Below are 25170 nucleotides of genomic sequence, written 5' to 3'. Positions count from 1 at the left end.
CGGTTGCGTGCGGCGGACGCGGCCCGGCTCAGGTGCCGCAGAAGGTCATGTAGGGCTGCGCCGGCGGGCCGGGCGGCGCCGCGTAGCGCTCGCGCCCCGGCTGCGCCTCGTAGGGGCGCGAGAGCACCGCCAGCAGCTCGTCGAACGGGCCGAGATCGCCCTCCTCCGCCGCCGACAGCGCCGCCTCCACCAGATGGTTGCGCGGGATGTAGGCCGGGCTCGCCGCCTCCATCGCCGCGCGGCGCGCCGCCGGCTCGCCCGGCTCCGCCGCCAGCCGCCGCCGCCACGCCGCCGCCCATTCGTCGTAGGCGTCGGGATCCGCGAACAGCGCCCGCACCGCGGCGTCGCCCTCGGCCGAGACGGCCGCCCCGCCCAGCCGGCGGAAGGTGGCGGTGAAGTCGGCGCCGTTCGCCGCCATGCGCGCCAGCAGGTCCCGCGCCAGCACCTCGTCGCCCTCCCCGGCCGTGGCGAGGCCGAGCTTGCGCCGCGCCCCGTCCAGCCAGGCGGCCTCGTACTCCTCGGCGAAGCCGCCGACCGCCGCGCGCGCCGCCTCCAGCGTCGCCTCACCGTTCCCTGGCCCGTTCTCCGGCAGCAGGATCGGCAGCAGCGCCTCGGCCAGCCGCGCGAGGTTCCACTGCGCGATCGCGGGCTGGTTGCCGTAGGCGTAGCGGCCATAGGCGTCGATCGAGCTGAACACCGTCGCCGGGTCATAGGCGTCCATGAAGGCGCAGGGACCGTAGTCGATCGTCTCGCCGGAGATCGCGGTGTTGTCGGTGTTCATCACCCCGTGGATGAAGCCGAGGTGCATCCAGCGCGCCACCAGCGCCGCCTGCCGCGCCACCACGGCGCGCAGGAAGGCGATGTAGGGCCGCTCGGCGCCCGCGATCTCCGGGTAGTGCCGGGCGATGGCGTGATCGGCCAGCAGGCGCAGCGCCTCGATGTCCTCGCGCACCGCGAAGAACTGGAAGGTGCCGACGCGGATGTGGCTGGCGGCGACGCGGGTCAGCACCGCGCCCGGCATCGCCCGCTCGCGCGGCACCAGCTCACCGGTGGCGACGGCGGCCAGCGCGCGCGTGGTGGGCACGCCGAGCGCCGCCATCGCCTCGCTGACCAGGTACTCGCGCAGCACCGGCCCGAGCGCCGCGCGCCCGTCGCCCCGGCGCGAGAAGGGCGTGCGGCCCGAGCCCTTGAGCTGGAGGTCCCGCCGCGCCCCGTCCGGCGCCACCACCTCGCCGAGCAGGATGGCGCGCCCGTCGCCGAGCTGCGGCACGAAGCCGCCGAACTGGTGCCCGGCATAGGCGAGCGCGATCGGCGCCGCCCCCGCCGGCACGCGGTTGCCCGCCAGCATCGCCACGCCCTCGGGACCGGCCAGCGCCGCCGGGTCCAGCCCGAGCCGTTCCGCCAGCGCGGCGTTCAGCCGCAGCAGGCACGGCGCGGCGACCGGGGTCGGGTCCAGCCGGGCGTGGAAGCGCTCCGGCAGCCGGGCATAGCTGTTGTCGAAGGGCAGGTGGAGACCCGGTGCGTCCGGGGCGGTCGCTTCTGGCCGGGGGGGCATGGCCTGGGATGCTGACATGCCGCAGCAGATCGCCACGGCGGGGCCACGGCGCAAGCGGGCATGCCGGCGTTCCGCGAGCCCCTGCCGCGACCCGCCGGCCGCATCCCCCGCATCGGGCCGCCGCGGGCCGTTCCCGTCTCCCGAGCCCACGCCGCCGGACGCACGCCGCTCGCGCGCCGTCGGCGGATACTTTTGGTCGGCCGTTTGGTATCATGCTGGGCACGCAACAGCCCCCCGGCGCGCCTGGATGGTCATGAACCGACGCTCCTTTGCCCGCAACCTGATCCTTGCCAACGCGCTGGCGCCCTTCGCTGCCACGCTGCTTCAGCCACGGCCGGCGGCGGCCCAGGCCTTCGGCGCGGCGCCGCCGCCGGTGGAGGGCGCGGCGACGGATGCCTGCGCGCTGCTCCGCCAGGCCCGCGCGGTGATCCCGGCCGCCAACCGGCGCGGCATGCTGGCCATGGACCGGACCCTGGAGCGCCTGGCCGACCTCGGCGTCGACCTGACCACCGGTCGTCACATCATCGTGAACATCGCCGCCGCCGAGGTCATCGCCTACGAGGAGGGGCGCGAGGCGCTGCGCTCGCGCGTGATCGTCGGCGCCGAGAAGACCCGCACCCCGCAGCTCGCCACCTTCGTCACCGGCGTGCGCGCCAACCCGCCCTGGTACGTGCCGGCCAGCATCCAGCACGAGATCCGCGGCGCGGCGCTGCGCGACTACCGCGTCGTCAACGGCCGGCTGATCCAGCCGCCGGGGCCGCGCAACCCGCTCGGCCCGCTGCGGATCGGGCTGTACGATTCCAACGGCATCTTCCTGCACGGCACCAGCAACCCCGAGCTGTTCGGGCGTGGCGGCCGCACCCTGTCGCATGGCTGCGTGCGGGTGGAGCGCGTCTTCGACCTCGCCGCCTGGCTGCTCGGCACCACCCCGGCCGCGGTGCGCGCCACCGTCGCCACCGGCCGCACCATCGAGCAGGTGCCGCCGCAGGAGGCGCAGGTGGCGCTCGCCTACCTCACCGCCTGGCCCAACGCCGCCGGCCGCACCGTGCTGCACGCCGACCCCTACGGCTACGACCAGCCCGGCGTCCGGCGCGCCTCCTACCGGCGCGTCTCCCGGCCGCTGCCGACGGACGCGATGGACCCGAACGCGGCGCCGCCGGAGACGGAGGACAACCCGCTCTGATCCGGGCGGCATCCAGCCGGGGCGCCGCCCCGGACCCAGGCGGGGAGGGCGCCGCCCTCCCCTGCCCCCCTCCCGCCAAGGGGCGAAGCCCCTTCGGAAACCCCGTTCGGCTCAAGGCCTCGCCCCATCGACGCAGGCCCGAGCGGTCCGGGTGGGCTCGGCTCAGCCGATCCGGGTCAGCGTGTGCGCCGTCAGCCCGTGCTCCAGCGTGCCGGCGGGCGGGGTGATGCCCTTGCCGGCAAGGTCGGCGAACAGCGCCTGCACCACCTTCGCGTTGCCCGCCGCCGAGCGGCCGTCCGGCAGCGATTCCCAGCCGGTGAAGCCCGCCGCCTTACCGATGCTCATCCAGGTGGCGTGCCGGATCTCCTTGCCCGAGCCGAGGCCGGAATCCGCCCGCTGCTTCATCGCCTTCTCCAGCGTGCGCCCGGCGGCCTGGTTGGAATCCGCCGGCACGGCGATGGCGCGCACATGGCTCAGCCCGTCCAGCGCCGCCGTCGCCTTGGGGAAGACGTGGTCGATGTTGAACACGCCGCCCGGGGGCCGGCCGGGCAGGCCGAGCCGCTCCCGCGCGAATTCGTCGTACAGGTCGCGGTAGCCCGTATCGGTCGGATCGACCCAGAGCTCCGGCTCGGTGCCCTGCACCCAGACGAAAGCGCGCGTGGTCGGCCGGCTGCCCAACGTCTCCAGCCGGCCGCCGAGCCGCATGGTCGAGGAGATCACCCCCGGGCTGCCCAGCCGGTCGATGCCGGCGATGCCGATCCAGGCGCTGCCCGGCGCCCGCAGGAACTGGTCCAGCAGGGTCTGCACCTGACGCCGCAGCGGCGCCGGCCAATTCAGCATCGCGCCCTTCCCTCCCCGGTGTCACGCGGCGGCGCCTGGAACGCGGCCGGCCCCGGCGCCATGCTGCGCGCATGCGCGGCACATCCTACAGGCCCCGGCCTGACGTTCCGATCACGCCCGTCACCGCCACGCCGGGACAGGCGACGCTGCACCAGCTCCGGGCCGTGGCGGCCGGCGCCCCGCTCGCCCTCGCGCCGGGCTGGGAGGCGCCGGTGGCGCGCTCGGCCGGGGCGCTGCGGGCGGCGCTCGGCACGGGGGCGGCGCTCTACGGCGTCAACACCGGCTTCGGCAAGCTGGCCGGCACCCGGATCGCGCCGGAGCAGCTCGCGCAATTGCAGCGCAACCTCGTCCGCTCGCACGCCGCCGGCACCGGGCCGCTGCTGCCGGCGCCGGTGGTGCGGCTGATCCTGGCGCTGAAGGCCCTTTCCCTCGCGCGCGGCGCCTCCGGCGTGCGGCCCGAGGTGGTGGGCGCGCTGCTGGCGCTGCTGGAGGCGGGCGTGCTGCCGGCGATCCCGGCGCGCGGCTCGGTCGGCGCCTCGGGCGACCTCGCGCCGCTCGCGCATCTCTCGCTGGTGCTGATCGGCGAGGGCGAGGCATTCCACGGCGAGGCCGCCCTGCCCGGCGCCCAGGCCCTGGCACGCGCCGGCGTGGCCCCCCTCGAACTCGGCCCCAAGGAGGGGCTGGCGCTGCTGAACGGCACCCAGGTCTCCACCGCCCTGGCGCTCGCCGGCCTGTTCGCCGCCGAGGACCTGCTGCGCACCGCCCTGGTCGCCGGCGCCCTGTCCACCGACGCGGCGCGCGGCAGCGACACGCCCTTCGACCCGCGCATCCACGCGCTGCGCGGCCAGCCCGGCCAGGAGCGCGTCGCGGCCGCGCTGCGCGGGCTGCTGGCCGGCTCGGCGATCCGCGAGAGCCACCGTGAAGGCGACCCGCGCGTGCAGGACCCCTACTCGCTGCGCTGCCAGCCGCAGGTGGCGGGGGCGGCGCTGGACCTGCTCGACCATGCCGCCGCCGTGCTGGGGCGCGAGGCCAACGCCGTCACCGACAACCCGCTGGTCACCGAGGACGGCGCGGTGCTCTCGGGCGGCAATTTCCACGCCGCCCCGGTTTCGCTCGCCGCCGACACGCTGGCGCTGGCGCTCGCCCAGCTCGGCGCGATCAGCGAGCGGCGCATCGCCCTGCTGACCGATCCGGCGCTTTCCGGCCTGCCCGCCTTCCTGGTGGCCGAGGGCGGGCTGAATTCCGGCTTCATGCTGGCCCAGGTGACGGCCGCCGCCCTCGCCTCGGAGAACAAGGCCCTCGCCGCGCCGCGCTCGGCCGACAGCATCCCGACCTCGGCCAACCAGGAGGACCACGTCTCCATGGCGCCCGGCGCCGCGCTGCGGGTGCTGGAGATGGCGGACAACCTGGCCGGCATCCTGGCCATCGAGCTGCTGGCGGCGGCGCAGGGGCTGGAATTCCACCGCCCGCTGCGCTCCTCGGCGCCGCTGGAGGCGGCCCATGCGCTGGTGCGCGGCGCGGCGGCGTGGGAGGCGGACCGGGTGATGGCGCCGGACATCGCGGCGGCGAAGGCGCTGGTGGAGGCGGGGGCGTTCGTGGGGCTGGCGGGGCTGGGCTGACGGTCGGCGCGGCGTTCGCGGATGCCGCCGGGGCTTTGCCCCGGACCCCGCCAAAGGGCGAAGCCCCTTTGGAAACCCCTTTGAATTCAGGTATTTGCGTCTGAACCGCCACGACCTCGAACGAATGGGGTCCGGGGCCTCCCGGCCCCGGCGGATGGGTCCAGGGAAGGCAGCGCCTTCCCTGGCGGGGTCCGGGGCAGCGCCCCGAAAACCCCGATGCCGTCAGGCGAACCCCACCAGCTTGTGCACCTGCACCGAGAGCCGCCATTCCGGGTGTTCCAGGCAGTAGCGCATCGCCGCCCCGGTGTTGGCCTCGCGTTCCGGCCCGTCCATCGGCTGGAGGAAGCGGTGGCCGAATTCCAGCCCGTCCAGCGCCTCCGGCGGCAGGCCGGGCTGCGGGTAGACCAGCTTCAGCTCCTGCCCGCCGCGCACCGCCAGCGTCGTGCCGGCCTTGGGGCTGACGCAGAGCCAGTCGATGCCCGGCGGCGGCGCCACGGTGCCGTTGCTCTCCACCGCGATCTCGAAGCCCTCGGCGTGGAGCGCGTCGATCAGCGGCGCGTCGAGCTGCAGCAGCGGCTCGCCGCCGGTCACGACCACGAAGCGGCGGGCGGCACCGCCCGGCCAGGCGCGCAGGATGGCGCCGGCCAGCGCGGCGGCATCGGCGAAGCGGCCGCCGCCCGGCCCGTCCAGGCCGACGAAGTCCGTGTCGCAGAAGCGGCAGGCGGCCGCGGCGCGGTCCTCCTCGCGCCCGGACCAGAGATTGCAGCCGGCGAAGCGGCAGAACACCGCGGCCCGGCCGGCCTGCGCCCCCTCCCCCTGGAGGGTCGCGAAGATCTCCTTGACCGCGTAGCTCACGCCACGGCCGCCCGCAGAGTCACCCGAGCCGGCGCCGCCGCGTCGTCGGGGGCCGGCAGCAGGTCGTTGATGCTGAGGTCCGGCCGCCGCCACCAGGGCAGGAAGCCGGGTGCCGCCTCCGGCAGCATGGCCAGCGGGTCACCGTCGAAGGAGACCGCGTTGGTGGGCGTCTCCTCGATGCGCAGCGCGGCGCAGCGCAGCCGGCCGCCATCGGCGGCCAGGAAGGCATTGAGCTTGGCCATGAACAGGCAGCACAGCACCTCGGTGGTCGGGTCCCCGGGCGTGACCAGCAGGCGCGGCAGGTGCTCGGGCTCCTCGGCGCGGAACCAGCCGACCAGCGGGTCGGCGGCGCCGAGCTGGAGGGCGTGGTCCACCCGCTCGTCGATCCAGCGGTGCCAGCGCGCCTTGGCCCGCTCGAAGGGCTCGACCATGTTGGCCTGCCCGTCCAGCGGCGCCGGGCGGGTGGCCTGGAGGCGCACCGTCACCGTCTCGTTGTGGCCGTGCGGCACGGCGCAGCGTGGCGCCGCGCCGGCCCGCAGCCGGTGCGCCATGCTGTAGCGGCGGCTGAACTCCAGGCTGAACATGCTCTCCGAACTCGCTGCCGCGGACGCCGCCACGACCCGCCGAGGGGGCCGCGGCCAGGGGGGGGCCAAGGGGGGGCCAGGGGGCCTGATGAGCGGGGTCCGGCCGGCGCCGGCCCGCGCATGGTCCCGAGTTGGCAGGTCTGCCGCGCCGCATCAAGCGGCGGATGCGCACGGGGGCGATGCCGGCGGCGCGGCCCGACGCCCCGCGCCCGATGCACCATGCCGGATGTCCCGCGCCCGACGGCCGCCATGGTGCCGTGCCCGCCATCGCGCCGGCCACGCGGCCCGGCAACGCCATCCGGCGGAGCGCCCCCCTCCGCACGCCCCCGGCCACGCCCCGGCCACGCCCCGGCCATGGGGCGGTGTTCACGCCGCGCCGCCGCCGGGGCATCCTCGGCCCCGTCGCGGCCGCCGGCCGCCAGCACGGAACAGCCCATGAGCAACGACGCACCGCCCGAGGACCTCGCCCTGGTCCGCGCCTGGTTCAAGGAACTCTCCGACCACGTCCAGGCCGTGGACTTCGCCGCCGCGCGCCACCTCTTCGCGCCGGACATGATCGCCTTCGGCACCTTCAGCGACTTCCTGGAGGGCCAGCCCGCCACCGAGCAGCACCAGTGGCGCAACGTCTGGGGCACGATCGAGGGCTTCCGCTGGAAGCTCGACGACGTGCGCGCCCAGGTCTCGCCCGACCGGCTCTTCGCCGTGGGCATGGCGGTGTGGGACTCGACCGGCTACCGGCCTGACGGCACGGAATTCGACCGGCCGGGCCGCGCCACCGTCTCCTTCGCCCGCGCGAAGGTGGGGGACCCCTGGGTCGCGACCCACACCCACATGTCGCTGTTCCGCGGCACCCCGGACCGCTCGCACGGCAGCAAGCCGGCGCGGAGCTGATCCGGCCGGCCCGGCGGGTGCGCCGACCCGGGCCGGCGGGAGCCTTCGACCCGGTCCGGGCAGGCGGGGATTCCGCAGCGGGCTTGGCCCCCTCGCCCCCCGGCGCGGCGCCGGCCCCGCCCCTCACCCCTTCGGCGTCTCGAAGCGCCCCGTCTCCAGTTGCAGCCGGATGTGCTCCGGCACCGGGCGGCCCGCCTCGACGAAGGCGCGCTTCAGCGCCTCCAGGTTGGGCGCGAAGATGGCGCTGCGCTGGCCGCTGACCCATTCGCGCGAGCCGGCGGGCGCCGCGAGCGAGCCCTGGAAGCGCGGCATCACCCAGCGGGCGAACAGCTCGTAGGAGCGCATGGTCTGCTCGCGGTTGGCCCAGTCATGGGCGCGGAACAGCACGCCGCCGGCGCCGCCCTCGGTGAAGGAGAGCAGCCGCTCGATGCCGGCGGCGACGGTGTCGGGCGAGCCGATCAGGGTGGAGCCGGCGGCCAGCCCGTCGCGCAGCGGGTCCTCGGAGCGGCCGGGCGGGCGGCCCAGCGTCTCGGCGAAGTAGCTCAGCGTCTCCAGCCGCTCGCCGAGCTTCACCTCGCGGAAGGCCTGCTCGTCCTCCTCCGCGCAGTGCAGGTTGACGACGAGGCGCCAGTCGGCGCGGTCCACCCGCTTGCCGTGGCGCGCCGCCTCGTCCTCGGCGGTGCGCCAGGACTCGCCGAGCTTCTGCGGCCCGCCCGGCAGGCCGGCGCCGAGCGAGAGCAGGCCGAGCCCGTGCCGCCCGGCGGCCAGGGCACCGGAGGGGGTGGTGGAGCTGGCCACCGAGACCGGGAAGCGCGGGTGGGTGTAGGGGGCGAGGTGCAGCCGCGCCTCGCGCAGCTCGAACCAGTCGGTCTTCATCGTGACCGGCTCCTCGTCGGCCAGCAGGCGCAGGATCGCTTCCAGCGACTCCTCCATGCGCCGGCGCTGGTCCTTCGGGTCGATGCCCAGCATGTAGGCGTCGGAGACCAGCGCGCCGGGGCCGCAGCCGAGCATGACGCGGCCGCGCGTCATGTGGTCGAGCTGCACGAAGCGCTGCGCCACCAGCAGCGGGTGGTGGTAGGGCAGGCTGGTGACGCCGGAGCCGAGGCGGATGTGGCGCGTGCGCTCGGCGGCGGCGGCGATGAACACCTCGGGCGAGGCGATGATCTCCCAGCCCGCGGAATGGTGCTCGCCGATCCAGGCCTCGTCGTAGCCGAGATGGTCGAGCCACTGGATCAGCTCCAGGTCGCGCGCCAGCGAGAGCGTCGGGTTGTCGCCGACGCGATGGAACGGCGCCATGAAGATGCCGAAGCGCAAGCCCGCATGGGCCATCCCGTCCGTCTCCCCGGTCGTTGCCGGCAGCATGACGGCGCGCCGGCGCCGGGGCAACCGGGCGGCGGCACCGATACGTCGCCGGCGCGCCCGTGACCGGGAACCGATGGCGCCCGTCCCGAGGGAATGACCCCAAGGGATGGCCCCAAGGGACGGCCCCAAGGGACGGCCCAGGCCGGCGGGGATGCTACCCGAGCATCTCCCGGATGCGCGACTTCAGCAGCTTGCCCGTCGCGGTGTGCGGCAGCGATTCGACCACGCGCACCTCGTCCGGGATGCACCACTTCGCCACCTTGCCTTCAAAGAAGGCGCGGATGGCGGCGGGGTCCGGGCTGGCGCCGGGGCGCGGCACCACCACCAGCAGCGGCCGCTCGCCCCAGCGCGCATCGGGCCGCGCCACCGCCGCCGCCTCCTGCACCTCCGGGTGCGCGACGGCGATGTTCTCGAGGTCGATCGAGGAGATCCACTCGCCGCCGGACTTGATGACGTCCTTGGTGCGGTCGACGATCTGCACGAAGCCGTCGGGGTCGATCGTCACCACGTCGCCGGTCTCGAACCAGCCCGCGCGGGCATGCGCCGGGCTCTCCGCGAGGCCGAGATAGCCGGCGCAGACCCAGGGGCCGCGCGCCAGCAGCGCGCCGTAGGTGGCGCCGTCCCACGGGACGTCCCGCCCCTCGGAATCCACGGCGCGCAGGTCGATGCCGAAGAAGGGCCGGCCCTGCTTGGTGGACAGGGCGAGCCGCGCCTCGGGCGTCAGCGCCCCCTGCCCCGCCTTGGGCACGCTGACCGCGCCGAGCGGGCTGGTCTCGGTCATGCCCCAGGCATGGCGCACCTCGGCGCCGAGCGCGGCGAAGCGCTCGATCATCACCGGCGGGCAGGCGGAGCCGCCGATCACCACGCGGCCCAGCGGCGCGATGTCCTTCCCGTTGGCGCGCACCCAGTCGAGCAGCCCCATCCACACCGTCGGCACGCCGGCCGTGAAGGTGACGCCCTCCTCCACGATCAGCGCGTGCAGGCTGGCGCCGTCGAGCTTCGGGCCGGGCAGCACCAGCTTGCCGCCGGTCAGCGGCACGGCGTAGGGCAGGCCCCAGGCGTTGACGTGGAACATCGGCACCACCGGCATCACCACGGAGGTGGCGGAGAGGCCGAACACGTCCGGCAGGCCGACCGACATGGCGTGCAGCACGGTGGAGCGGTGGCTGTACAGCACGCCCTTCGGGTTGCCGGTGGTGCCGGAAGTGTAGCAGAGGCCGCAGGCGCCGTTCTCGTCGAGGGCCGGCCACTCGTAGTCCTCGCCCTCGGCTTCCAGCAGGGTCTCGTAGCAGAGCAGGCCGGGCAGGATGTCCGAGCGCGGCATACGCGCCGCCTCCGTCAGCACCACGATGGCGCGGACGCCGCCGAGGTGCTTCGCGATGCCCTCCAGCAGCGGCACCAGGCCGGGATCGACGCAGAGGACGGAATCGGCCGCGTCCTCGACGATGAAGCCGATCTGCTCGGGGAAGAGGCGCGGGTTGATGGTGTGGCAGACCATGCCGGCCCCGCCCACGCCGTAGTACAGCTCCAGGTGCCGGTGGCCGTTCCAGGCCAGCGTGCCGACGCGGTCGCCCGGGCGCAGGCCGAGCCGCTCCAGCGCGTTGGCGAGGCGGTGGCAGCGGGCCCAGAGGGCGGCATAGCTGGTGCGGTGGATCGCGCCCTCGGCGTCGCGCGAGACGATCTCCGTGTCCGCGTGCCAGCGCGCGGCATGGCGCAGGATGGACGGCACCAGCAGCGGCACGTCCATCATCATCCCAAGCATCGCTTCCTCCCGGTTCCCTGGTCGGGCGCAGGGTGAACGATGCGCGGGAGGTCCGTCCAGCGGTGCCTTGCCCAAAGGTACCTTGCCCAGCGGTACCCTGCCTGACGGCGCCGGCGCGGGAAGCGGCCGGATCGGCGGGGCCGTGCCGGCCGCCGTCAGGCGATCAGCAGGCGCCGCGGCCGATCAGGACCGCCCGCACGGTCTGGAACAGGATCCGGACGTCGCGGCGCAGCGAGAGGCGGCGGACATACCCGACATCCAGCGCCACCCGGTCGCTGTAGCTGGTGTCGCTGCGGCCGCTCACCTGCCAGGGTCCCGTGATGCCGGGACGGACGGCGAGGTAGTCGGCGGCGAAGCGGCCGTAGTGCTCGTCCAGCTCGCGCTGCACCACCGGCCGCGGCCCCACCAGGCTCATCTGGCCGCGCAGCACGTTGATGAGCTGCGGCAGCTCGTCCATCGACGAGACGCGGAGCAGGCGGCCGATCGTCGTGACGCGGGGATCGCGGCGCAGCTTGCGGGTTTCCTCCCACTCCGCGCGGAGCAGCGGATCGCCGCGCAGGAGCGCGTCGAGCCGGGCCTCGGCCTGCGGCACCATGGTGCGGAACTTGAGGCAGCCGAAGGCGCGGCCGCCGCGCCCCACGCGCTGATGCGCGAACAGCACCGGCCCGCCATCCAGCGCCACCAGCCCGGCGATCACGAGCATCAACGGCAGCAGCGCGGCCAGGATCGTCGCGGCCCCGACGATATCCATGCACCGCTTCAGGGAGGGGCGGATCGAGGCGCGCAGACGTCGCGAGGGCCGCATCGGCTGCTGGCGAGCCATCGTCATGTCCGCGGTCGCGCGACGCAGGGCTTGGAACTGGTTCATGCCGGTCCTGCTTGAAGGGTGCTGTAAGTCGACGCCGGCGAGGGCATGGCCGGCGCGCCGCAGCGTCCTCTTGCACCGCAGCACCTCCCTTGTGCCATGTACGTCTTGCGCAGAAAATCTTAATTTTGAGTTTAGGGCGACTATCCACAGGTTTGTGAGAAAGCTTACAAAAGGTGCGCGGATCACCGCCCTAGGGTTGTATACAAATCCGTTATGATGTCCCCGCAGCGATCTGGCGCGACATGCTGCGACCGGGCCGCGAAGGCTGATGGCGGCGGCGGACCGTCGGCGGTGGCCGCGCGACGGGCGGGTGCGTCGCCCTCACGGATACACGAAGCGACGGGCCGCCGCGACCCGCCGCCCGGCGCGGCCGGCCCGAAGGATCAGCCCGAAGGATCAGCCCAGGGGAGAGACCGAGAGGAGAAGCCGAGGGAACAAGGCCGGGAGTGAAGCCGGGCGGGGTGACGGACCGAATCGCCGGCGGGCGGCGACGCCCGGCGGCGCGGGAGCGAGAGCTCCGGCGGCGGAAGGCAGGCCGGCCGCACCACGGTTCGCCACCGCCCTGGCCAGGGGCATGGCGGGGGGCATGGCGGTAGGACGCGCCGACCCGGGGATCGGCCGGGGGATGCGGCGGGGAGACGCGGCCGCGCCCGGGGAGCACGGCCGCGGCGGGGTCAGACGCGGTTGGCGACGAGTTCCTCCACCACGGCCGGATCGGCCAGGGTGGAGGTGTCGCCGAGGCTGTCGATCTCGTTGGCGGCGATCTTGCGCAGGATGCGGCGCATGATCTTGCCCGAGCGCGTCTTGGGCAGGCCGGGGGCCCACTGGATGGCGTCCGGCGAGGCGATCGGGCCGATCTCCTTCCTCACCCAGGCCACCAGCTCCTTGCGCAGCGCCTCGGTCGGCTCCTCCTCGGCGATCAGGGTGACGTAGGCGTAGATGCCCTGACCCTTGATGTCGTGCGGCATGCCGACCACGGCGGCCTCGGCGACCTTGGGATGCGCCACCAGCGCGCTCTCGATCTCGGCCGTGCCCATGCGGTGGCCGGAGACGTTGAGCACGTCGTCGACGCGGCCGGTGATCCAGTAGTAGCCGTCCGCGTCGCGGCGCGCGCCGTCGCCGGTGAAGTACTTGCCGGGGAAGGTCGAGAAGTAGGTCTGCACGAAGCGCTCGTGGTCGCCGAACACGGTGCGCATCTGGCCGGGCCAGCTGTCGAGGATGACGAGGTTGCCCTCGGTCGCACCTTCCAGCAGGTTGCCCTCGCCGTCCACCAGCGCGGGCTGCACGCCGGGCAGCGGCAGGGTGGCGGAGCCGGGCTTCTGCGCCACGGCGCCGGGGAGCGGCGAGATCAGGATGCCGCCGGTCTCGGTCTGCCACCAGGTGTCGACGATCGGGCAGCGCTCGTCGCCGACGACGCGGTAGTACCAGAGCCAGGCCTCGGGGTTGATCGGCTCGCCGACGCTGCCGAGGACGCGGAGCGAGGCGCGGCTGGTCTTCTTCACCGGCCCCTCGCCTTCCCGCATCAGCGAGCGGATGGCGGTCGGCGCGGTGTAGAAGATGTTGACCTTGTGCTTGTCGATCACCTGCCAGAAGCGCGAGGTGTCGGGGTAGTTCGGGATGCCCTCGAACATCAGCGTCGTCGCGCCGTTCGCGAGCGGGCCGTAGACGATGTATGTGTGGCCGGTGACCCAGCCGACATCCGCCGTGCACCAGTAGATCTCGCCGGGGCGGTAGTCGAAGACCAGCTCGTGCGTGTAGCTCGCCCACATCAGGTAGCCGGCGGTGGTGTGCAGCACGCCCTTCGGCTTGCCGGTGGAGCCCGAGGTGTAGAGGATGAAGAGCGGGTCCTCGGCGCCCATCGGCTCGGGCTGGCACTCGGCCGAGGCCTTGTCGCAGGCCTCGTCCCACCAGAGGTCGCGGCCTTCCTGCATCGCGACCGTGCCGCCGGTCGCGCGGGCGACGATGACGTGGCGCACGCCGGGGCAGGATTCCAGCGCCACGTCGGCGTTCTTCTTGAGCGGCACGCGGCGGCCGCCGCGGCGACCCTCGTCGGCGGTGATCAGCACGGTGGCGCCGCAATCCTCGACGCGGGTCGCGAGGCTGTCGGGCGAGAAGCCGCCGAAGACGATGGAATGCACCGCGCCGATGCGGGCGCAGGCGAGCATGGCGACGGCGGCCTCGACGATCATCGGCAGGTAGATGCAGACGCGGTCGCCCTTCTTCACGCCGAGGTCGCGCAGCACGTTGCCGAGGCGGCAGACGCGCTCGTGCAACTGGCGGTAGGTGACGTGCGCCTGGCTGTTCGGGTCGTCGCCTTCCCAGATGATGGCGGTGCGGTCGCCGTCGCGCGCGAGGTGGCGGTCGAGGCAGGAGACGGTGAGGTTGAGCATGCCGTCCTCGAACCAGCGGATCGAGACGTCGCCCTCGAAGCTGGTGTTCTTCATGCGCGTCGGCTCGCGCATCCAGGCGAGGCGGCCGAGCTGGCCGCGCCAGAAGGCTTCCGGGTCCTCGACGGCGGCACGGCTCATCGCGGCGTACTGCTCCGCGTTCACCAGGGCGCGGGCGGCGATCTCGGGCTTCACGGCGATCAGGCTGTCGTCGGACATGCATTCCTCCTGCGGCGCGAGCCCGCCGCCCGGGGCGGGGCATGCGGGTGGTCGGCACTTGCCGGGGAGAGTGGGCATCGGCCTGGAAAGCGTCAATCGGGGACGCAACGAGGGCGCGGGGGCGCCCCGGCGGGGTGTCGCAGGGATGAGACGTGGCCGGGGGACCGCAGGGCGCCGCCGGGCCTCGGGCGGCACGGGGTGCGGCGGCGCCCCTGGCGAGGAACCTGCCGGGCGGGCCGGGCGAGGCGGGATGCCGGCACCGGGGCACGCGCGGCCGGCCGACCGGCGATGCCGCCGGCCGGCGCGCGGGGATCAGAGGGCGGCGGCGCCGACGCCGAAGGCATCGGCCAGCCCCTCGCCATGGCCGGGGCCGCGCGGGACCTGGCGCGGGACGGCGCGGTCGAGGTCGAGGCGGCCGTCCAGCACCAGGGTGCGGGTGGCGAAACGCATCCAGCGGTGCTGCGCGATCGGCGTCAGCAGGCCGAGGCTCAGCACCACGATCAGCGCGTTCGACGCGATGCTGCCCATGATGCCGCCGAGGCCGGTGGCGAGGTCGAGCCGGGCCGCGCCGGTGCCGGCGTTCCCGACGAGGGTGTGCTCGACGAGGAAGCGCCACGTCACGGCCTGCCAGACGACGGCGCCGAGGGCGATCGCGACGAGGTAGCCGGCCAGCAGCGGCGCGCCGGCGCCGAGGAGGAGGAAGGCGAGCCGGTCCGGGTCGGCGCGGAACGGGCTGCCCGCGCCCAGCCCCTCGCCAGGCGAGGCGCCGCCGAGCATGGCGCCGGCCTGGACGAGCGTGGGCATGGCGAGCAGGAGGGCGAGGCCCATCACCGTGGCGCCGAGGACGCCGCAGAGGAGGGCCCAGCCGAGCAGCTCCCCGCCCTCGCCGTCGAAGCGGAATTCGGTGCCGCCATGGCGGGTGGCCCCGACGGTGCGGCGCAGCGAGGCGGCGATCATCCAGGGGCCGTGCAAGCCGAGGGTGACGGCGGTGAGCAGCAGGCGGCCGGTCATGCGGAAGGCGTAGTCCCAGGCGGATCCGCCCTGCTCGAAGGCGATGCCGCGCAGCACGGTGCGGCGCATCAGGTACCGGCGCGCGGTGAACACGCCGAACAGGCCGAGCGGCAGGAGGGCGGCGTAGACCGCCAGGATCGCCAGGGGGACCAGCGGCTCGGGCAGCACGAGCGGGGCCGCGAGGACGACGAGGAGGGCCGGCACCAGCACGCCGAGGAGCGCGAGGAGGAAGCCGCGGAACAGCTCGCCGCCGGTGCCGGTGTACGCGAAGCGGTGACCGTCCACGGCGAGGTGGGACCAGAGGTAGCGGCGGGTGCGGGCACGGGCCCAGAAGCGGTAGACGCCGAGGGTGACGGCGGTCAGCAGCAGGTTGACGAGCCAGAGGCTGAACAGCTCGCCCGGCCGGCCGTCATAGGTGATGCGCGGCCGGGCGGGGCCAGGGGCGTCGGGCATGCGGTCTCTCCGGCCCGGCGCGCGCGGGATGCGCGTCGCCGGCCGGGGATTCCGTATCGCTGCCGTGTCGAGGGGTCTGTGAAGAGATTCACAGGCCATGCGGGCCGGGGTGGCCGCCCCGGCCCGGAGATGGCGGCCGACTCAGCGATAGTAGTAGGGGCGCGGCGGCGGACGGTAGTAGCCGCGCGGCGGCGGGGGCGGCGGACGGTGCCAGTGCGGGCGGTAGTAGCCGCCGTAGCCGCCATAGCGCGGCGGGGGCGGCGGCGGCGGGCGGTAGTAGCCGCGCGGCGGGCCGTAGTACTGGACGGGCAGCACCTCGGCGCCGGCCGTCGTGGCAACGGCAGGCACGGCGCCGACCGGTCCATCGGCCCATCCACTGACCGCTCCATTGGCCGCTCCATTGGCTGCCTGGGCGGCGGGAACGGTGGCGGCGATGCCGAGCACCAGCGCGGCGGCCAGGGCGAGGCGGCGTGGGAGCGACGTTACCGGCGACATGGCGGCGTCCTTTCCTCCATCTGTCATGCGATCATCCAACCCGGCCGGCATGGCGGCCGGCGGATGAAAAAGTGGTGACACCTGGGCACAGGGTGACGCGCGGTAACAGCGCCGCGCCACCCGTCGCCCACGGTCGCGCCCGCCGGTCCCGCCGAAGCGGCGCCGTCGCGCCCGGCAGAAAGGCTCGTCAGAGGCCGGAATCGGCGGGCACCAGCAGCCGGCCGTCCTGGACGCGCGACGGGACCGCCTCCAGCGAATCGCCGAGGCAGGGGCCGGCGACGCAGAGCCCGTCCGCGACGCGGAAGCGGGCGCCGTGGACGCTGCAGACGATCAGCTCCCCCCGCGCATCGAGGAAGCGGTCGGGGACGATCTCCAGCGGCACGCCGATATGCGGGCAGGAATTGACGAAGACGAAGGCACGCTCGCCGCGGCGCACCGCGAACAGGCCGGTGAAGCCGCCGGGCGCCGCGCCGAAGCCACGGGCGCCGCCATCGGGGATCTCGTCGAGGCGGCAGAGCACCCGCTCGGTCGGCGCGCTCATGCGGGTACGGGCCAGGCGGCGGGGAGTTCGGCGGGGAGTCCGGCGGGCAGGCCGCCCATGCGGGCGATCACGGCCCATTGCGCCGGCGTGACCGGCAGCACGGAGAGGCGCGACTGGCGGATCAGCGGCAGCCCGGCCAGGGCGGGCTCGGCGCGGATCGCGGCCAGGGTGACGGGCGCGGGCAGCGGCGCGACGGCACGGACGTCGACGCAGGCCCAGCGGCCGGTGGCGTCGGTGGGGTCGGGATAGGCCTCGCGGACGATCTCGACGATGCCGACCACCGCCTTGCCGGTGACGGAGTGGTAGAAGAAGGCGAGGTCGCCGCGGCGCATGGCCCGCAGGTTCCGCGCCGCCAGGGCGTTGCGCACGCCCGTCCACGCCTCAGTGCCGTTGCGCACCTGGTCGTCCCAGGAGAAGGCCGCGGGTTCGGATTTCACCAGCCAGTGGGCCATGCCTGCTTCCCTGTCCGCCGCCGGGCGCGGCCGGCCGAGGTCTGCGCGGGAAACGGGAGGCGGGCAAGAGGCGGCGACGGTCGCGGCCGCCGGGGCCGCTGTCAGCCCCGGGGCGTCCCCCCGGGCAGCCAGGCCTCGCCCTCCCGGCGCACGGCCGCCTCCCGCTCCAGCTTGACGAGGTGCGCCAGCAGCGAGCGCGCGGCGGCGGGGACGAGGCGCGGGTCGAGCGACGGGCCGTAGACGGGCGGCACCAGCGCCGCCGCGTCGGCGCGGCCGGCGGCGCCGAGTGCCGCGAGGATGGCGGCCTCGCGCTCCCGCCGGTGCTCGGCCAGGGCGGCCACGAAGGCGAGCGGCTCGGGCAGGAGCGGGCCGTGGCCGGGGGCGTAGCGCCGGTCGGCGCGGCCGAGCAGGCGGGCGAGGCTGGCCATGTAGTCCGCCATGTCGCCGTCCGGCGGCGAGACGACGCTGGTGGACCAGGACATGACGAGGTCGGCGCTGAACAGCGTGCCCTCCTCGTCCAGCGCGAAGCAGAGGTGGTTGGCGCAGTGGCCGGGCGTGTGCAGCGCCTGGAGCCGCCAGCCCTCGCCCTGCACCCACTCGCCGTCGGCGAGGCGCCGGTCGGGCACGAAGCCGTGGTCGCCGCCCTCGCCGCCCCGGTCGGGCGGGGTGAGGTGCGGGCCGAAGCCGAGCGTCGGCGCGCCGGTCGCCGCCTTCAGCGCGGCGGCGCCGGGCGAGTGGTCGCGATGGGTGTGGGAGACGAGGATGTGGGTGACGGTCTCGCCGTCCAGGGCGCGCAGCAGGGCGTCGTGGTGGGCGGCATCCTCGGGGCCGGGATCGAGCACGGCGACGCGGCCGCGGCCGATGATCCAGGTGTTGGTGCCGCGGAAGGTGAAGGCGGAGGGGTTGTCGCAGAGGACGCGGCGGACCAGCGGGGAGACCTGCTCCACGGCGCCGGGCGGGAGCGCGTCGTCGCGCCGGAAGGGGATGCTCATCGGATTTCCTCCGGCGCGCCTCGGGGCGCGCCGGGGGCATCCTGCCCGGACGGGATGGGCGTGCCCAGGGGTGGGTCCCGGAGTGGGCCCAAGGGGGTGGGCCCAAGAAGGTGAGCCCAGGGGTGGGTCCGGGGTCGGGCCCGGAGGCAGGCGACGAAGCGGGGGGCGGGCGGATCGGAGCCCGGCGCCCGACAGGGCGACGCCGCTCCCTGCCCTTCTCCGCCCCTGCCCCCGGGTCATCCCGCTCCCGAGGGGCGCGGCCGCCCCGGGAACCCCTTGCCGGAGCAAAGGGCCCGGAGGGCCGCGCCGTCCGCCTCAGGCGGCGGCGAGGGTGACGGCGCGGGTGGTCGGCTTGGTGGTGTTCGCGTCGCGGTCCAGCGCCTCGATGCGCACCTTGGGCGAGCCGCAATCGGCCTCGCCGTAGGGCGAGCAGAAGGCGACCTCGGCAGCGTCGCGGCCGACGCCCATGCGGACGAGGCCGTCGGAATCGGCGAGGCGGGTCGGGTCGAACATGAACCAGGCGCCGCCCTCCGGGCCTTCCAGCCACGCCTCGAACACGGCGTGGAAGTCGGGCGGCTGCAGGCGCCAGGCATAGGCGCTGACGAAGCGCGCCGGGATGCCGAGGCCGCGGCAGAAGGCGATGCCGAGATGCGCGAAGTCGCGGCACACGCCCTGGCGCTGGATCAGCGTGTCGCGCGCCGAGGTGCTCTCGTCGCTGCTGCCGCGCACGTAGTCGATGTTGTCGCAGATCCAGTTGGCGATCGCGGCGACGCGCTGGTAGCCGGGCTTGAGGTGCCCGAATTCGCGCTTGGCGAATTGCTGCAGCAGGTCGCTCTCGATGTAGCGGCTGGGGTAGAGGTGGGTCAGCGCCTCCAGCGGCAGGCGGCCGGGCTCGACCTCCTGCACCGCCTCGGGGTCGAAGGTCGCGGGCGTCAGCTCGACGGTGGCGCGGTACTCGACCTTGAGCGGGCCCGGGCCGGCGCGCAGGCGGAAGTAGCGGTTGCCGCTCTCGGGCATGTCGAAGCGCTCGATCGCGAGCTGCGGCGAGATGGTCAGGGTCTCGTCGAGCACCTTCTGGTGCTCGGTGTTCTGCGCCTCGATGTTGAACACGAAGGGCGCGTTGCCCTGGACGTCGTAGTTCAGCACGCAGCTGACGGCGTAGCGCATGGGTCTGCCTCCCGCTGGTTTCCCACGGGCCTTCAGGTTGTTTCGCGGCGACCGGGACGGCGGCGCCTTCACCCTATTTGGCCCAGGCGGCCGCGAATCCGACGCAGAGATGCCGCATGGCAGGGTTCCGGGCCCTGCAATGGATGCGGGTCTGCGCGAACAGGCATGCGTCTTACGCAGTGTTGGACGGAATGGTCGCGCGGCGTCGCCGGCCCGTTGCGCGGCGCGACACCCGCCACGCCCGGCGATCCCGCCTTGGGACCGGCCGCGCGCCGCGGGGCGGCACGGCGGCCCGGCCGTGGCGGGGCGCGACGGACCGCGGCCTCGAGGCGCGGCGTCCGGCGGCGGGAACCGCCGCCGGGGCCGGTCAGTGGCTCTCGGCCTGCTCGGGCGCCGGGGCGGAGTTGAGCTGGATGTAGCGCTCCATGCCGATCTGCTTGATCAGGTCGAACTGGCGGTCGATGAAATCGACATGCTCCTCCTCGTTGTCGAGGATGCGGCGGAACAGGTCGCGGGAGACGTAGTCGCGCACCTGCTCGCAATAGGCGATCGCCTCGCGCAGGTCGGTCATCGCCTTCTCCTCGAGCGCGAGGTCGTTGCGGAGGATCTCCTCCACGTTCTCGCCCACCATGATGTGGTTCAGGCGCTGCACGTTGGGCAGGCCGCCGAGGAAGAGGATGCGCTCGATCAGCCAGTCGGCGTGGTGCATCTCCTCGATCGATTCCTTGTACTCGTGCTTGCCGAGCAGCGTGACGCCCCAGTGGCGCAGCGTGCGGGCATGCAGGAAGTACTGGTTGATCGCGGTCAGCTCGTTGGTGAGCTGGGTGTTGAGATGCTCGACAACTTTCGGGTCGCGCAGCATGGCAGGGGCACTCCGTATTTCTCGGAGAGCCCATAGCACCGCCGGCGATCAGAAAAAACCAAATAATATCAACGCTTAATGAAAAGCCCTCTCAGAATCATTCGCAATCAGGCGCCCTGCAGCGCCGCCTCGGCACCCTCGTTCCCCTCGCCGCGCAGCATGTTGAGCATCATCTTGACGCAGCGCCCGCACTGGGCGCGGCAGCCGCAGGCCTCGTACACCTCGGCCGGGCGGGAGACGCCGTTCTCACTCGCCACGCGGCGGACATCCCGGTCGGTGATGGCGTTGCAGAGGCAGACGTACATCGGTGACGGCTCGCTTCCTGTTGACCGGGGTCTAACAGAGTGCCGGCACCAATTGCAAGTGGTTCTCAATCTCTGAGTATTCGCAACAACGCCGCGCCGTAGCGCTCCAGCTTGCTGGCTCCCACACCCGGCACCTCCGCCAGCGCCGCCTCGCTGGCGGGGCGGCGGGCGGCGATCTCGGCCAGGGTGCGGTCGTGGAAGATCAGGTAGGGCGGCACGGCCTGCGACTGCGCCTCGGCCCTGCGCCACTCGCGCAAGGTCTCGAACAGCGCCTCGTCCGCCTCGCCGAGCGCCACGCTGGCGCGCGGACGGTCCGGGTCGCGCTCGCGCCGGAGGGAGCGGCCCGGACGGCCGCCGGTGGCGGTCGGGCGCTCCTCGCGCAGCATCAGCGGCGCCTCGCCGCGCAGCACCGGGCGGGTCTGGTCGGTGGCGACGAGGGCGTGGCCGTGCTCGCCGACCTCCTCGAGGTCCAGCACGCCCTGGGCGACGAGCTGGCGGGCGACGCCGCGCCAGCCCTCCGCGCCCAGCTCCCGCCCGACGCCGAAGGTGGGAAGCCGGTCGTGGCCGAACTGGGCGATGCGCGGCGTCAGCCGCCCCACCAGCACGTCCACCACGTGATTGGCGCCGAAGCGCTGGCCGGTGCGCAGCACCGCCGAGAGCAGCTTCTGCGCCGCCACCGTGCCGTCGTAGCGGCGCGGCGGGTGTAGGCAGACGTCGCAATTGCCGCAGTCCCGGCCGGGATCCTCGCCGAAGCAGCGCAGCAGCAGGCGCCGGCGGCAGGTGGCGGCCTCGGCGACGCCGATCATCGCCTCCAGCCGGCCCCGCTCGATGCGCTTCTGCTCGTCGGGCGCGGGGCTCTCGGCGATGCGGTGGCGGGCCAGCGCGATGTCGCCCGCGGCGTAGAGCAGCAGGGCGCGCGCGGGCAGGCCGTCGCGGCCGGCGCGACCGATCTCCTGGTACCAGCCCTCCGGGGTCGCCGGCAGCGAGAGGTGCGCCACCCAGCGCACGTCGGGCCGGTCGATGCCCATGCCGAAGGCGATGGTGGCGCACATGATGACGGCGTCGCCGCCGGCGAAGCGGCGGTGCGCGGCGCGCTTGTCGGCCGCCTCCATGCCGGCGTGGAAGGCCATGGCGTCGTGGCCGTCCGCGCGCAGCCACTCGGCGGTCTGCTCGGCGCGGGCGCGGGAGCCGCAGTAGACGATGCCGGCGCCGGAGCGGTCGCTGGCGGCGCGGACGAAGGCGCGCAGCTGGCCGCGCTCGCTCTCGCGCGGGGCGGCCTCGATGCGGATGTTGGGGCGGTCGAAGCCGCCGCGGAACACCAGGGCGTCGGCGAGGCCGAGCTGGCGGCGGATGTCCTCGACGGTGCGCGGGTCGGCGGTGGCCGTCAGGGCGAGGCGCGGTATCTCCGGGAAGCGCGTCGCCAGCACGCCGAGGTTGCGGTACTCGGCGCGGAAGTGGTGGCCCCATTGCGAGACGCAGTGCGCCTCGTCGATCGCGAACAGGGCGAGGCGGCGGGCGGCGAGGTCGTCCAGCGTGCCGTCCATCACCAGCCGCTCGGGCGAGACGTAGAGCAGCTTCAGCGCGCCGTCGCGCATCTGCCGGCGCAGCGCGCGGCGCTCCTCCTCGGGCAGCTCGGAGTGCAGGGCGCCGGCGGCCACGCCCTGCTGGCGCATGGCGGCGACCTGGTCCTCCATCAGCGCGATCAGCGGCGAGACGACGACGGCGATCCCGGGCCGGCAGAGGGCGGGAACCTGGTAGCAGAGGCTCTTGCCGCCGCCGGTGGGCATCAGGACGAGGCCGGAGCCGCCGCCGGCGACGTGGCGGATCACCTGCTCCTGCAGGCCGCGGAAACCGGCGTGGCCGAAGACGCGGTGGAGCACCGTCCCCGGGTCGGGCGCCGGGTCCTGCGCCGGGTCGGGGCCGGGCCGCGTCGCCGCCGCTGTGATGTCGGGCATGACGGGCGGTTCTGCCACGCCCGGGCGGGCCTGTCAGCCGGGGGCCGGAAAAGCGGCCCGGGCCGAGGCCGGAATCCCGGCCGGGATCACGACCTCGGCGGCCGGGCCGGGCGCTGGCCGGGCCGGGGAAGGCTACATGTCGCCGATGCGGATCTCGACGCGGCGGCTCTCCAGCGGCGCCTGCTCGAAGGGCACCGGGCCGCGCGGCTCCACGACGAGGCGGCCCGGCGAGACGCCGGCCTGCCGCAGCGCGGCGGCGACGGCGGTGGCGCGCTCCTCGGCGAGGCGGATGAGCGGCTCGTCGGGCACGTTGGCGCGGTCCACCGCGAAGCCCATCACCCGCACGCGGGCGAGCGGCCAGCGCCGCGCCAGGGCCGCCGCCTGCTCGATCACCACCATGCCGTTCTCGTCGATGGTGGTGCCCGCCTGGGTGAAGAACACCACCGGCACCGGCTGCGAGCTGAGCGGCGCGCAGGCGGCGATGGCGAGGAGGCCGAGCAGCGCGGCCCGGCGTGGCGCGGCTCCCTGGAGCGCGGGCGATGCGGCGGGCGGGCGGGCGTTCATCTTCGTCTCCGTCATCTGGCTGATCCGGTTCGTCGTCCCGGTCGGATTCGTCGCGCCGGCGGCCGGCCAGGGGCCTGCCTGCCGCCGGGGCGCGGCGCCGGAAGCGAGGACTGAACCGCGCCGCGGCGGGATGGTTGCCGCGCGGTGACGCGGCGTCCACCCCGGCGGGCGCTACTCGCCGATGCGGATCTCGACGCGGCGGCTTTCCAGCGGGAACATCTCGAACGGCACCGGGCCGCGCGCCCGCACGCGGATGCGCGCCGGCGCGACGCCTTCCTGGCGGAGCTGGTTGGCGACGTTCTGCGCCCGCGCCTCGGACAGGGCGCGGTTGAAGGCGCGGCCGCCATCGGGATCGGCGAAGCCGAGCACGTAGACGGCGGATTGCGGGTTGGCGGCGGCGGAGGCGGCGGCCTCGCGGATGACGCCGAGCGCCGCGTCGTTCAGCGCGGCGCTGTCCTCGGTGAAGAACACCACGGGAAGCGGCGTCTGGCCGGCGGGGGCGGGCTGCGCGGCGCAGCCGGCCAGGGAGGCCGCCACGGCGGCAGCCGCCGGGGCGAGGAGGACGGCGCGGAGCGCCACGCGGCGGGCAAGCGGGGTCATGATGCAGCCGTCTCCAACCTCCAGGGGCGGCCGGACTAGGACGGTTGCGCCAGCGCGTCAATCACGCCCTTGGCACGCCCTTGGCACGCCCTCGGCACGCCCTCGGCACGCCCTCGGCACGCCCTCGGCACGCCGTTGCGGCCCTCTCGGCGCCCCCCTGCGGGCGTCGGGCGCGCCGCGACCGGCCGCCGGATCGGGCGGGGCGGGGCCGGGTCGTCCGGCGGCGAATCGGCGTGGAGTGGACGGTACGCGGCAGCGTCGTGCCGGAAGGTGCGCGGCGGCATGAGGCATGCCGCGACGGACGGGCATCGGGTTTCGGTGCGGTGGCGGGGCGGTGCTAGTCTGGCGCGGAGCAGGGGCCGGGACGCGGTGCCGGCAGCGAGGGAGATCCGCATGTCGCAGAGCCTCACCCCCACCGACGGCCGGAGCGGCGCGCTCGCCGTTATCGCCGACGCGCCGACGGTGCCGGGGGCCGACGCGCCGGGGGCGCCGGGGACGCGGCTGCCGGCCCCCGCGCCCGAGGCGCTGCCCGCCGTCGCGCAGGCCAAGGCACGACTCGACCTCGCCGATCCGCTCAGCATCTCGGGCTACGGGCAGGAGGTGCAGGCCGGGATGGCGGCCTTCAACGACCAGCTCCTGAGCCGGGTGAAGGGCGCCGATGCGGGCGACGTGGGCGGGCTGCTCGCGGACCTGCTGGTGAAGGCGAAGGGCTTCAACCCGCTCGATGCCGGCGGCGCGAAGGGCGGGCTCCTGTCGCGGCTGTTCGGGCGCGGCGGCGACGAGCTGGTCCGCTTCCGCGCCCGCTTCGACAGCGTGGCCGACCAGATCGGGCAGGTGGTGGCGGAGCTGGAGCGCCGCGTCTCGGCGGTGGAGGGCCGCGCCGTCGAGCTGAACGAGCTCTACTCGCTGAACCACCAGCGCTTCCGCGATCTGGAGGTGCTGATCGCGGCCGGGCGCGAGCGGCTGCGCGAGGCGGAGGCGAACGACATCCCGAACGCCGAGGTGCAGGCGGGCGGCGACGCGGTGGGCCTGCAGCGCGTGCAGGAGATCCGGCGGGCCGCCGAGCGGCTGGACAAGAAGATCCACGACCTGGAGCTGCTGCGCATGGACAGCATCCAGAAGGCGCAGCAGATCCGCATGATGCAGGCCAACGCCATCGAGGTGGCCGACAGCATCCGCCAAGCCGTGACCTTCACCGTGCCGCAGTGGAAGAACCAGTTCACCCTGGCGCTGACGGTGAAGGAGCAGCGCGACGCGGTGGCGCTCGGCACCGCGCTGCAGGACGCCAACAACGAGCTGATGCGCCGCAACGCCGCCGTGCTGAACACCACGGTGCAGGAGACGGCGCGCGCGACGCAGCGCGGCGTGATCGACGTGGAGACGCTGAAGGTGGTGCACGACAACCTGATCTCGACGATCGAGGGCGTCACGCGCATCGCCGAGGAGGGGCGGCGCCGGCGCGAGGAGGGTCGTCGCGCGCTGGACGAGCTGGAGGCCGGGCTGCGCGCCCGGTTGCAGGCGCCGGCCGCCGCCGCGCCGCCGCGGGCGCTGCCGGCGCGCTGAGCGCGGCGGGGCCGGAGGGAGCACGGCGGCGGTGCCGAACGAGCCGAAGCCGCTCTTCCCGGCCGCGCCGCCGGCGGCACGCGGG

The 25170-nt window shown here is 74.6% G+C and carries 23 protein-coding genes; 4 read left to right on the top strand and 19 right to left on the bottom strand.

What is annotated here, in order from left to right:
- Positions 1–28: 28 nt before the first annotated feature.
- On the bottom strand, positions 29–1555 hold the full coding sequence (locus tag M0638_RS02660) for a protein adenylyltransferase SelO (RefSeq protein ID WP_248665408.1): 1527 nt from the start codon (positions 1553–1555) through the stop codon (positions 29–31).
- 253 nt (positions 1556–1808) lie between these two features.
- Between M0638_RS02660 and M0638_RS02655 the strand changes: the two genes are divergently transcribed.
- Positions 1809–2738 carry a L,D-transpeptidase family protein gene (locus M0638_RS02655; RefSeq protein ID WP_248665407.1) on the top strand — a complete coding sequence of 310 codons (930 nt, stop codon included), beginning with the start codon at positions 1809–1811 and terminating at the stop codon, positions 2736–2738.
- Positions 2739–2900: 162 nt separating this feature from the next.
- Here M0638_RS02655 and M0638_RS02650 read toward each other — a convergent pair whose 3' ends face one another.
- On the bottom strand, positions 2901–3578 hold the full coding sequence (locus tag M0638_RS02650; protein WP_248665406.1) for a hypothetical protein: 678 nt from the start codon (positions 3576–3578) through the stop codon (positions 2901–2903).
- Positions 3579–3649: 71 nt separating this feature from the next.
- Between M0638_RS02650 and hutH the strand changes: the two genes are divergently transcribed.
- Positions 3650–5197, top strand: a complete 1548-nt coding sequence (gene hutH, locus M0638_RS02645) for a histidine ammonia-lyase (protein ID WP_248665405.1) — start codon at positions 3650–3652, stop codon at positions 5195–5197.
- A gap of 222 nt (positions 5198–5419) precedes the next feature.
- Here the strand turns inward: hutH and queE are convergent, their stop codons facing one another.
- Positions 5420–6052: a 7-carboxy-7-deazaguanine synthase gene (queE, locus tag M0638_RS02640; RefSeq protein ID WP_248665404.1), complete on the bottom strand. Its 633-nt coding sequence runs from the start codon at positions 6050–6052 to the stop codon at positions 5420–5422.
- Positions 6049–6636, bottom strand: coding sequence for a 6-pyruvoyl trahydropterin synthase family protein (locus M0638_RS02635; RefSeq protein WP_248665403.1), 588 nt, complete (start codon positions 6634–6636; stop codon positions 6049–6051). Before M0638_RS02635 ends, queE begins: the two co-directional genes overlap by 4 nt.
- Before the next feature lie 435 nt (positions 6637–7071).
- On the opposite strand from M0638_RS02635, the gene M0638_RS02630 reads away from it, so the two are divergent.
- The gene (locus M0638_RS02630) at positions 7072–7527 is read left to right on the top strand and encodes a YybH family protein (protein WP_248665402.1); all 456 of its coding nucleotides are present in this window, start codon (positions 7072–7074) and stop codon (positions 7525–7527) included.
- Positions 7528–7650: 123 nt separating this feature from the next.
- Here M0638_RS02630 and M0638_RS02625 read toward each other — a convergent pair whose 3' ends face one another.
- From M0638_RS02625 to M0638_RS02555, 15 genes are all read right to left on the bottom strand, one after another.
- The gene (locus M0638_RS02625) at positions 7651–8856 is read right to left on the bottom strand and encodes an LLM class flavin-dependent oxidoreductase (RefSeq protein WP_248665401.1); all 1206 of its coding nucleotides are present in this window, start codon (positions 8854–8856) and stop codon (positions 7651–7653) included.
- Positions 8857–9043: 187 nt separating this feature from the next.
- The gene (locus tag M0638_RS02620) at positions 9044–10651 is read right to left on the bottom strand and encodes a long-chain-fatty-acid--CoA ligase (protein WP_248665400.1); all 1608 of its coding nucleotides are present in this window, start codon (positions 10649–10651) and stop codon (positions 9044–9046) included.
- 163 nt (positions 10652–10814) lie between these two features.
- The gene (locus M0638_RS02615; protein WP_248665399.1) at positions 10815–11402 is read right to left on the bottom strand and encodes a sugar transferase; all 588 of its coding nucleotides are present in this window, start codon (positions 11400–11402) and stop codon (positions 10815–10817) included.
- Positions 11403–12193: 791 nt separating this feature from the next.
- Complete coding sequence (acs, locus tag M0638_RS02610; RefSeq protein WP_248665398.1) at positions 12194–14125, bottom strand: acetate--CoA ligase; 1932 nt, start codon at positions 14123–14125, stop codon at positions 12194–12196.
- Positions 14126–14437: 312 nt separating this feature from the next.
- Positions 14438–15589, bottom strand: coding sequence for a YjgN family protein (locus tag M0638_RS02605; protein ID WP_248665397.1), 1152 nt, complete (start codon positions 15587–15589; stop codon positions 14438–14440).
- Positions 15590–15730: 141 nt separating this feature from the next.
- A complete protein-coding gene (locus tag M0638_RS02600; protein WP_248665396.1) occupies positions 15731–16084 on the bottom strand; it encodes a hypothetical protein in 354 nt (117 codons plus the stop codon).
- A 187-nt stretch (positions 16085–16271) separates the two neighbouring features.
- On the bottom strand, positions 16272–16625 hold the full coding sequence (locus M0638_RS02595; protein ID WP_248665395.1) for a Rieske (2Fe-2S) protein: 354 nt from the start codon (positions 16623–16625) through the stop codon (positions 16272–16274).
- A complete protein-coding gene (locus tag M0638_RS02590; RefSeq protein WP_248665394.1) occupies positions 16622–17077 on the bottom strand; it encodes an EVE domain-containing protein in 456 nt (151 codons plus the stop codon). Before M0638_RS02590 ends, M0638_RS02595 begins: the two co-directional genes overlap by 4 nt.
- A 101-nt stretch (positions 17078–17178) precedes the next feature.
- On the bottom strand, positions 17179–18069 hold the full coding sequence (locus M0638_RS02585; protein WP_248665393.1) for an MBL fold metallo-hydrolase: 891 nt from the start codon (positions 18067–18069) through the stop codon (positions 17179–17181).
- Between the two features lie 315 nt (positions 18070–18384).
- Positions 18385–19236, bottom strand: a complete 852-nt coding sequence (locus M0638_RS02580) for a transglutaminase-like domain-containing protein (protein ID WP_248665392.1) — start codon at positions 19234–19236, stop codon at positions 18385–18387.
- Between the two features lie 367 nt (positions 19237–19603).
- Positions 19604–20098, bottom strand: coding sequence for a bacterioferritin (gene bfr, locus M0638_RS02575; protein ID WP_248665391.1), 495 nt, complete (start codon positions 20096–20098; stop codon positions 19604–19606).
- A gap of 107 nt (positions 20099–20205) precedes the next feature.
- Positions 20206–20403, bottom strand: coding sequence for a (2Fe-2S)-binding protein (locus M0638_RS02570; RefSeq protein WP_248665390.1), 198 nt, complete (start codon positions 20401–20403; stop codon positions 20206–20208).
- 65 nt (positions 20404–20468) lie between these two features.
- A complete protein-coding gene (gene recQ / locus M0638_RS02565) occupies positions 20469–22358 on the bottom strand; it encodes a DNA helicase RecQ (RefSeq protein WP_248665389.1) in 1890 nt (629 codons plus the stop codon).
- Positions 22359–22490: 132 nt separating this feature from the next.
- Entirely contained in the window at positions 22491–22937 is a 447-nt protein-coding gene (locus tag M0638_RS02560; RefSeq protein ID WP_248665388.1) for an OmpA family protein, read from the bottom strand.
- A 156-nt stretch (positions 22938–23093) separates the two neighbouring features.
- Complete coding sequence (locus M0638_RS02555; RefSeq protein ID WP_248665387.1) at positions 23094–23522, bottom strand: OmpA family protein; 429 nt, start codon at positions 23520–23522, stop codon at positions 23094–23096.
- Positions 23523–23915: 393 nt separating this feature from the next.
- On the opposite strand from M0638_RS02555, the gene M0638_RS02550 reads away from it, so the two are divergent.
- Complete coding sequence (locus M0638_RS02550; RefSeq protein WP_248665386.1) at positions 23916–25085, top strand: toxic anion resistance protein; 1170 nt, start codon at positions 23916–23918, stop codon at positions 25083–25085.
- Positions 25086–25170 lie beyond the last annotated feature (85 nt).

It is taken from the genome of Roseomonas acroporae (assembly GCF_023223525.1).
GTDB lineage: Bacteria > Pseudomonadota > Alphaproteobacteria > Acetobacterales > Acetobacteraceae > Roseomonas_E > Roseomonas_E acroporae.
Note: the sequence above shows the minus strand (reverse complement) of the source record. Positions and strands in the feature narration are given on the sequence as shown.

Excerpts from the sequence above, each read along its gene's own strand:
- M0638_RS02660 (WP_248665408.1), bottom strand. The coding sequence starts at position 1,555 with ATGCCCCCCCGGCCAGAAGCGACCGCCCCGGACGCACCGGGTCTCCAC.
- M0638_RS02655 (WP_248665407.1), top strand. The coding sequence starts at position 1,809 with ATGAACCGACGCTCCTTTGCCCGCAACCTGATCCTTGCCAACGCGCTG.
- M0638_RS02650 (WP_248665406.1), bottom strand. The coding sequence starts at position 3,578 with ATGCTGAATTGGCCGGCGCCGCTGCGGCGTCAGGTGCAGACCCTGCTG.
- hutH (WP_248665405.1), top strand. The coding sequence starts at position 3,650 with ATGCGCGGCACATCCTACAGGCCCCGGCCTGACGTTCCGATCACGCCC.
- M0638_RS02635 (WP_248665403.1), bottom strand. The coding sequence starts at position 6,636 with ATGTTCAGCCTGGAGTTCAGCCGCCGCTACAGCATGGCGCACCGGCTG.
- M0638_RS02630 (WP_248665402.1), top strand. The coding sequence starts at position 7,072 with ATGAGCAACGACGCACCGCCCGAGGACCTCGCCCTGGTCCGCGCCTGG.
- M0638_RS02625 (WP_248665401.1), bottom strand. The coding sequence starts at position 8,856 with ATGGCCCATGCGGGCTTGCGCTTCGGCATCTTCATGGCGCCGTTCCAT.
- M0638_RS02620 (WP_248665400.1), bottom strand. The coding sequence starts at position 10,651 with ATGCTTGGGATGATGATGGACGTGCCGCTGCTGGTGCCGTCCATCCTG.
- M0638_RS02615 (WP_248665399.1), bottom strand. The coding sequence starts at position 11,402 with ATGGATATCGTCGGGGCCGCGACGATCCTGGCCGCGCTGCTGCCGTTG.
- acs (WP_248665398.1), bottom strand. The coding sequence starts at position 14,125 with ATGTCCGACGACAGCCTGATCGCCGTGAAGCCCGAGATCGCCGCCCGC.
- M0638_RS02605 (WP_248665397.1), bottom strand. The coding sequence starts at position 15,589 with ATGCCCGACGCCCCTGGCCCCGCCCGGCCGCGCATCACCTATGACGGC.
- M0638_RS02600 (WP_248665396.1), bottom strand. The coding sequence starts at position 16,084 with ATGTCGCCGGTAACGTCGCTCCCACGCCGCCTCGCCCTGGCCGCCGCG.
- M0638_RS02595 (WP_248665395.1), bottom strand. The coding sequence starts at position 16,625 with ATGAGCGCGCCGACCGAGCGGGTGCTCTGCCGCCTCGACGAGATCCCC.
- M0638_RS02590 (WP_248665394.1), bottom strand. The coding sequence starts at position 17,077 with ATGGCCCACTGGCTGGTGAAATCCGAACCCGCGGCCTTCTCCTGGGAC.
- M0638_RS02585 (WP_248665393.1), bottom strand. The coding sequence starts at position 18,069 with ATGAGCATCCCCTTCCGGCGCGACGACGCGCTCCCGCCCGGCGCCGTG.
- M0638_RS02580 (WP_248665392.1), bottom strand. The coding sequence starts at position 19,236 with ATGCGCTACGCCGTCAGCTGCGTGCTGAACTACGACGTCCAGGGCAAC.
- bfr (WP_248665391.1), bottom strand. The coding sequence starts at position 20,098 with ATGCTGCGCGACCCGAAAGTTGTCGAGCATCTCAACACCCAGCTCACC.
- M0638_RS02570 (WP_248665390.1), bottom strand. The coding sequence starts at position 20,403 with ATGTACGTCTGCCTCTGCAACGCCATCACCGACCGGGATGTCCGCCGC.
- recQ (WP_248665389.1), bottom strand. The coding sequence starts at position 22,358 with ATGCCCGACATCACAGCGGCGGCGACGCGGCCCGGCCCCGACCCGGCG.
- M0638_RS02560 (WP_248665388.1), bottom strand. The coding sequence starts at position 22,937 with ATGACGGAGACGAAGATGAACGCCCGCCCGCCCGCCGCATCGCCCGCG.
- M0638_RS02555 (WP_248665387.1), bottom strand. The coding sequence starts at position 23,522 with ATGACCCCGCTTGCCCGCCGCGTGGCGCTCCGCGCCGTCCTCCTCGCC.
- M0638_RS02550 (WP_248665386.1), top strand. The coding sequence starts at position 23,916 with ATGTCGCAGAGCCTCACCCCCACCGACGGCCGGAGCGGCGCGCTCGCC.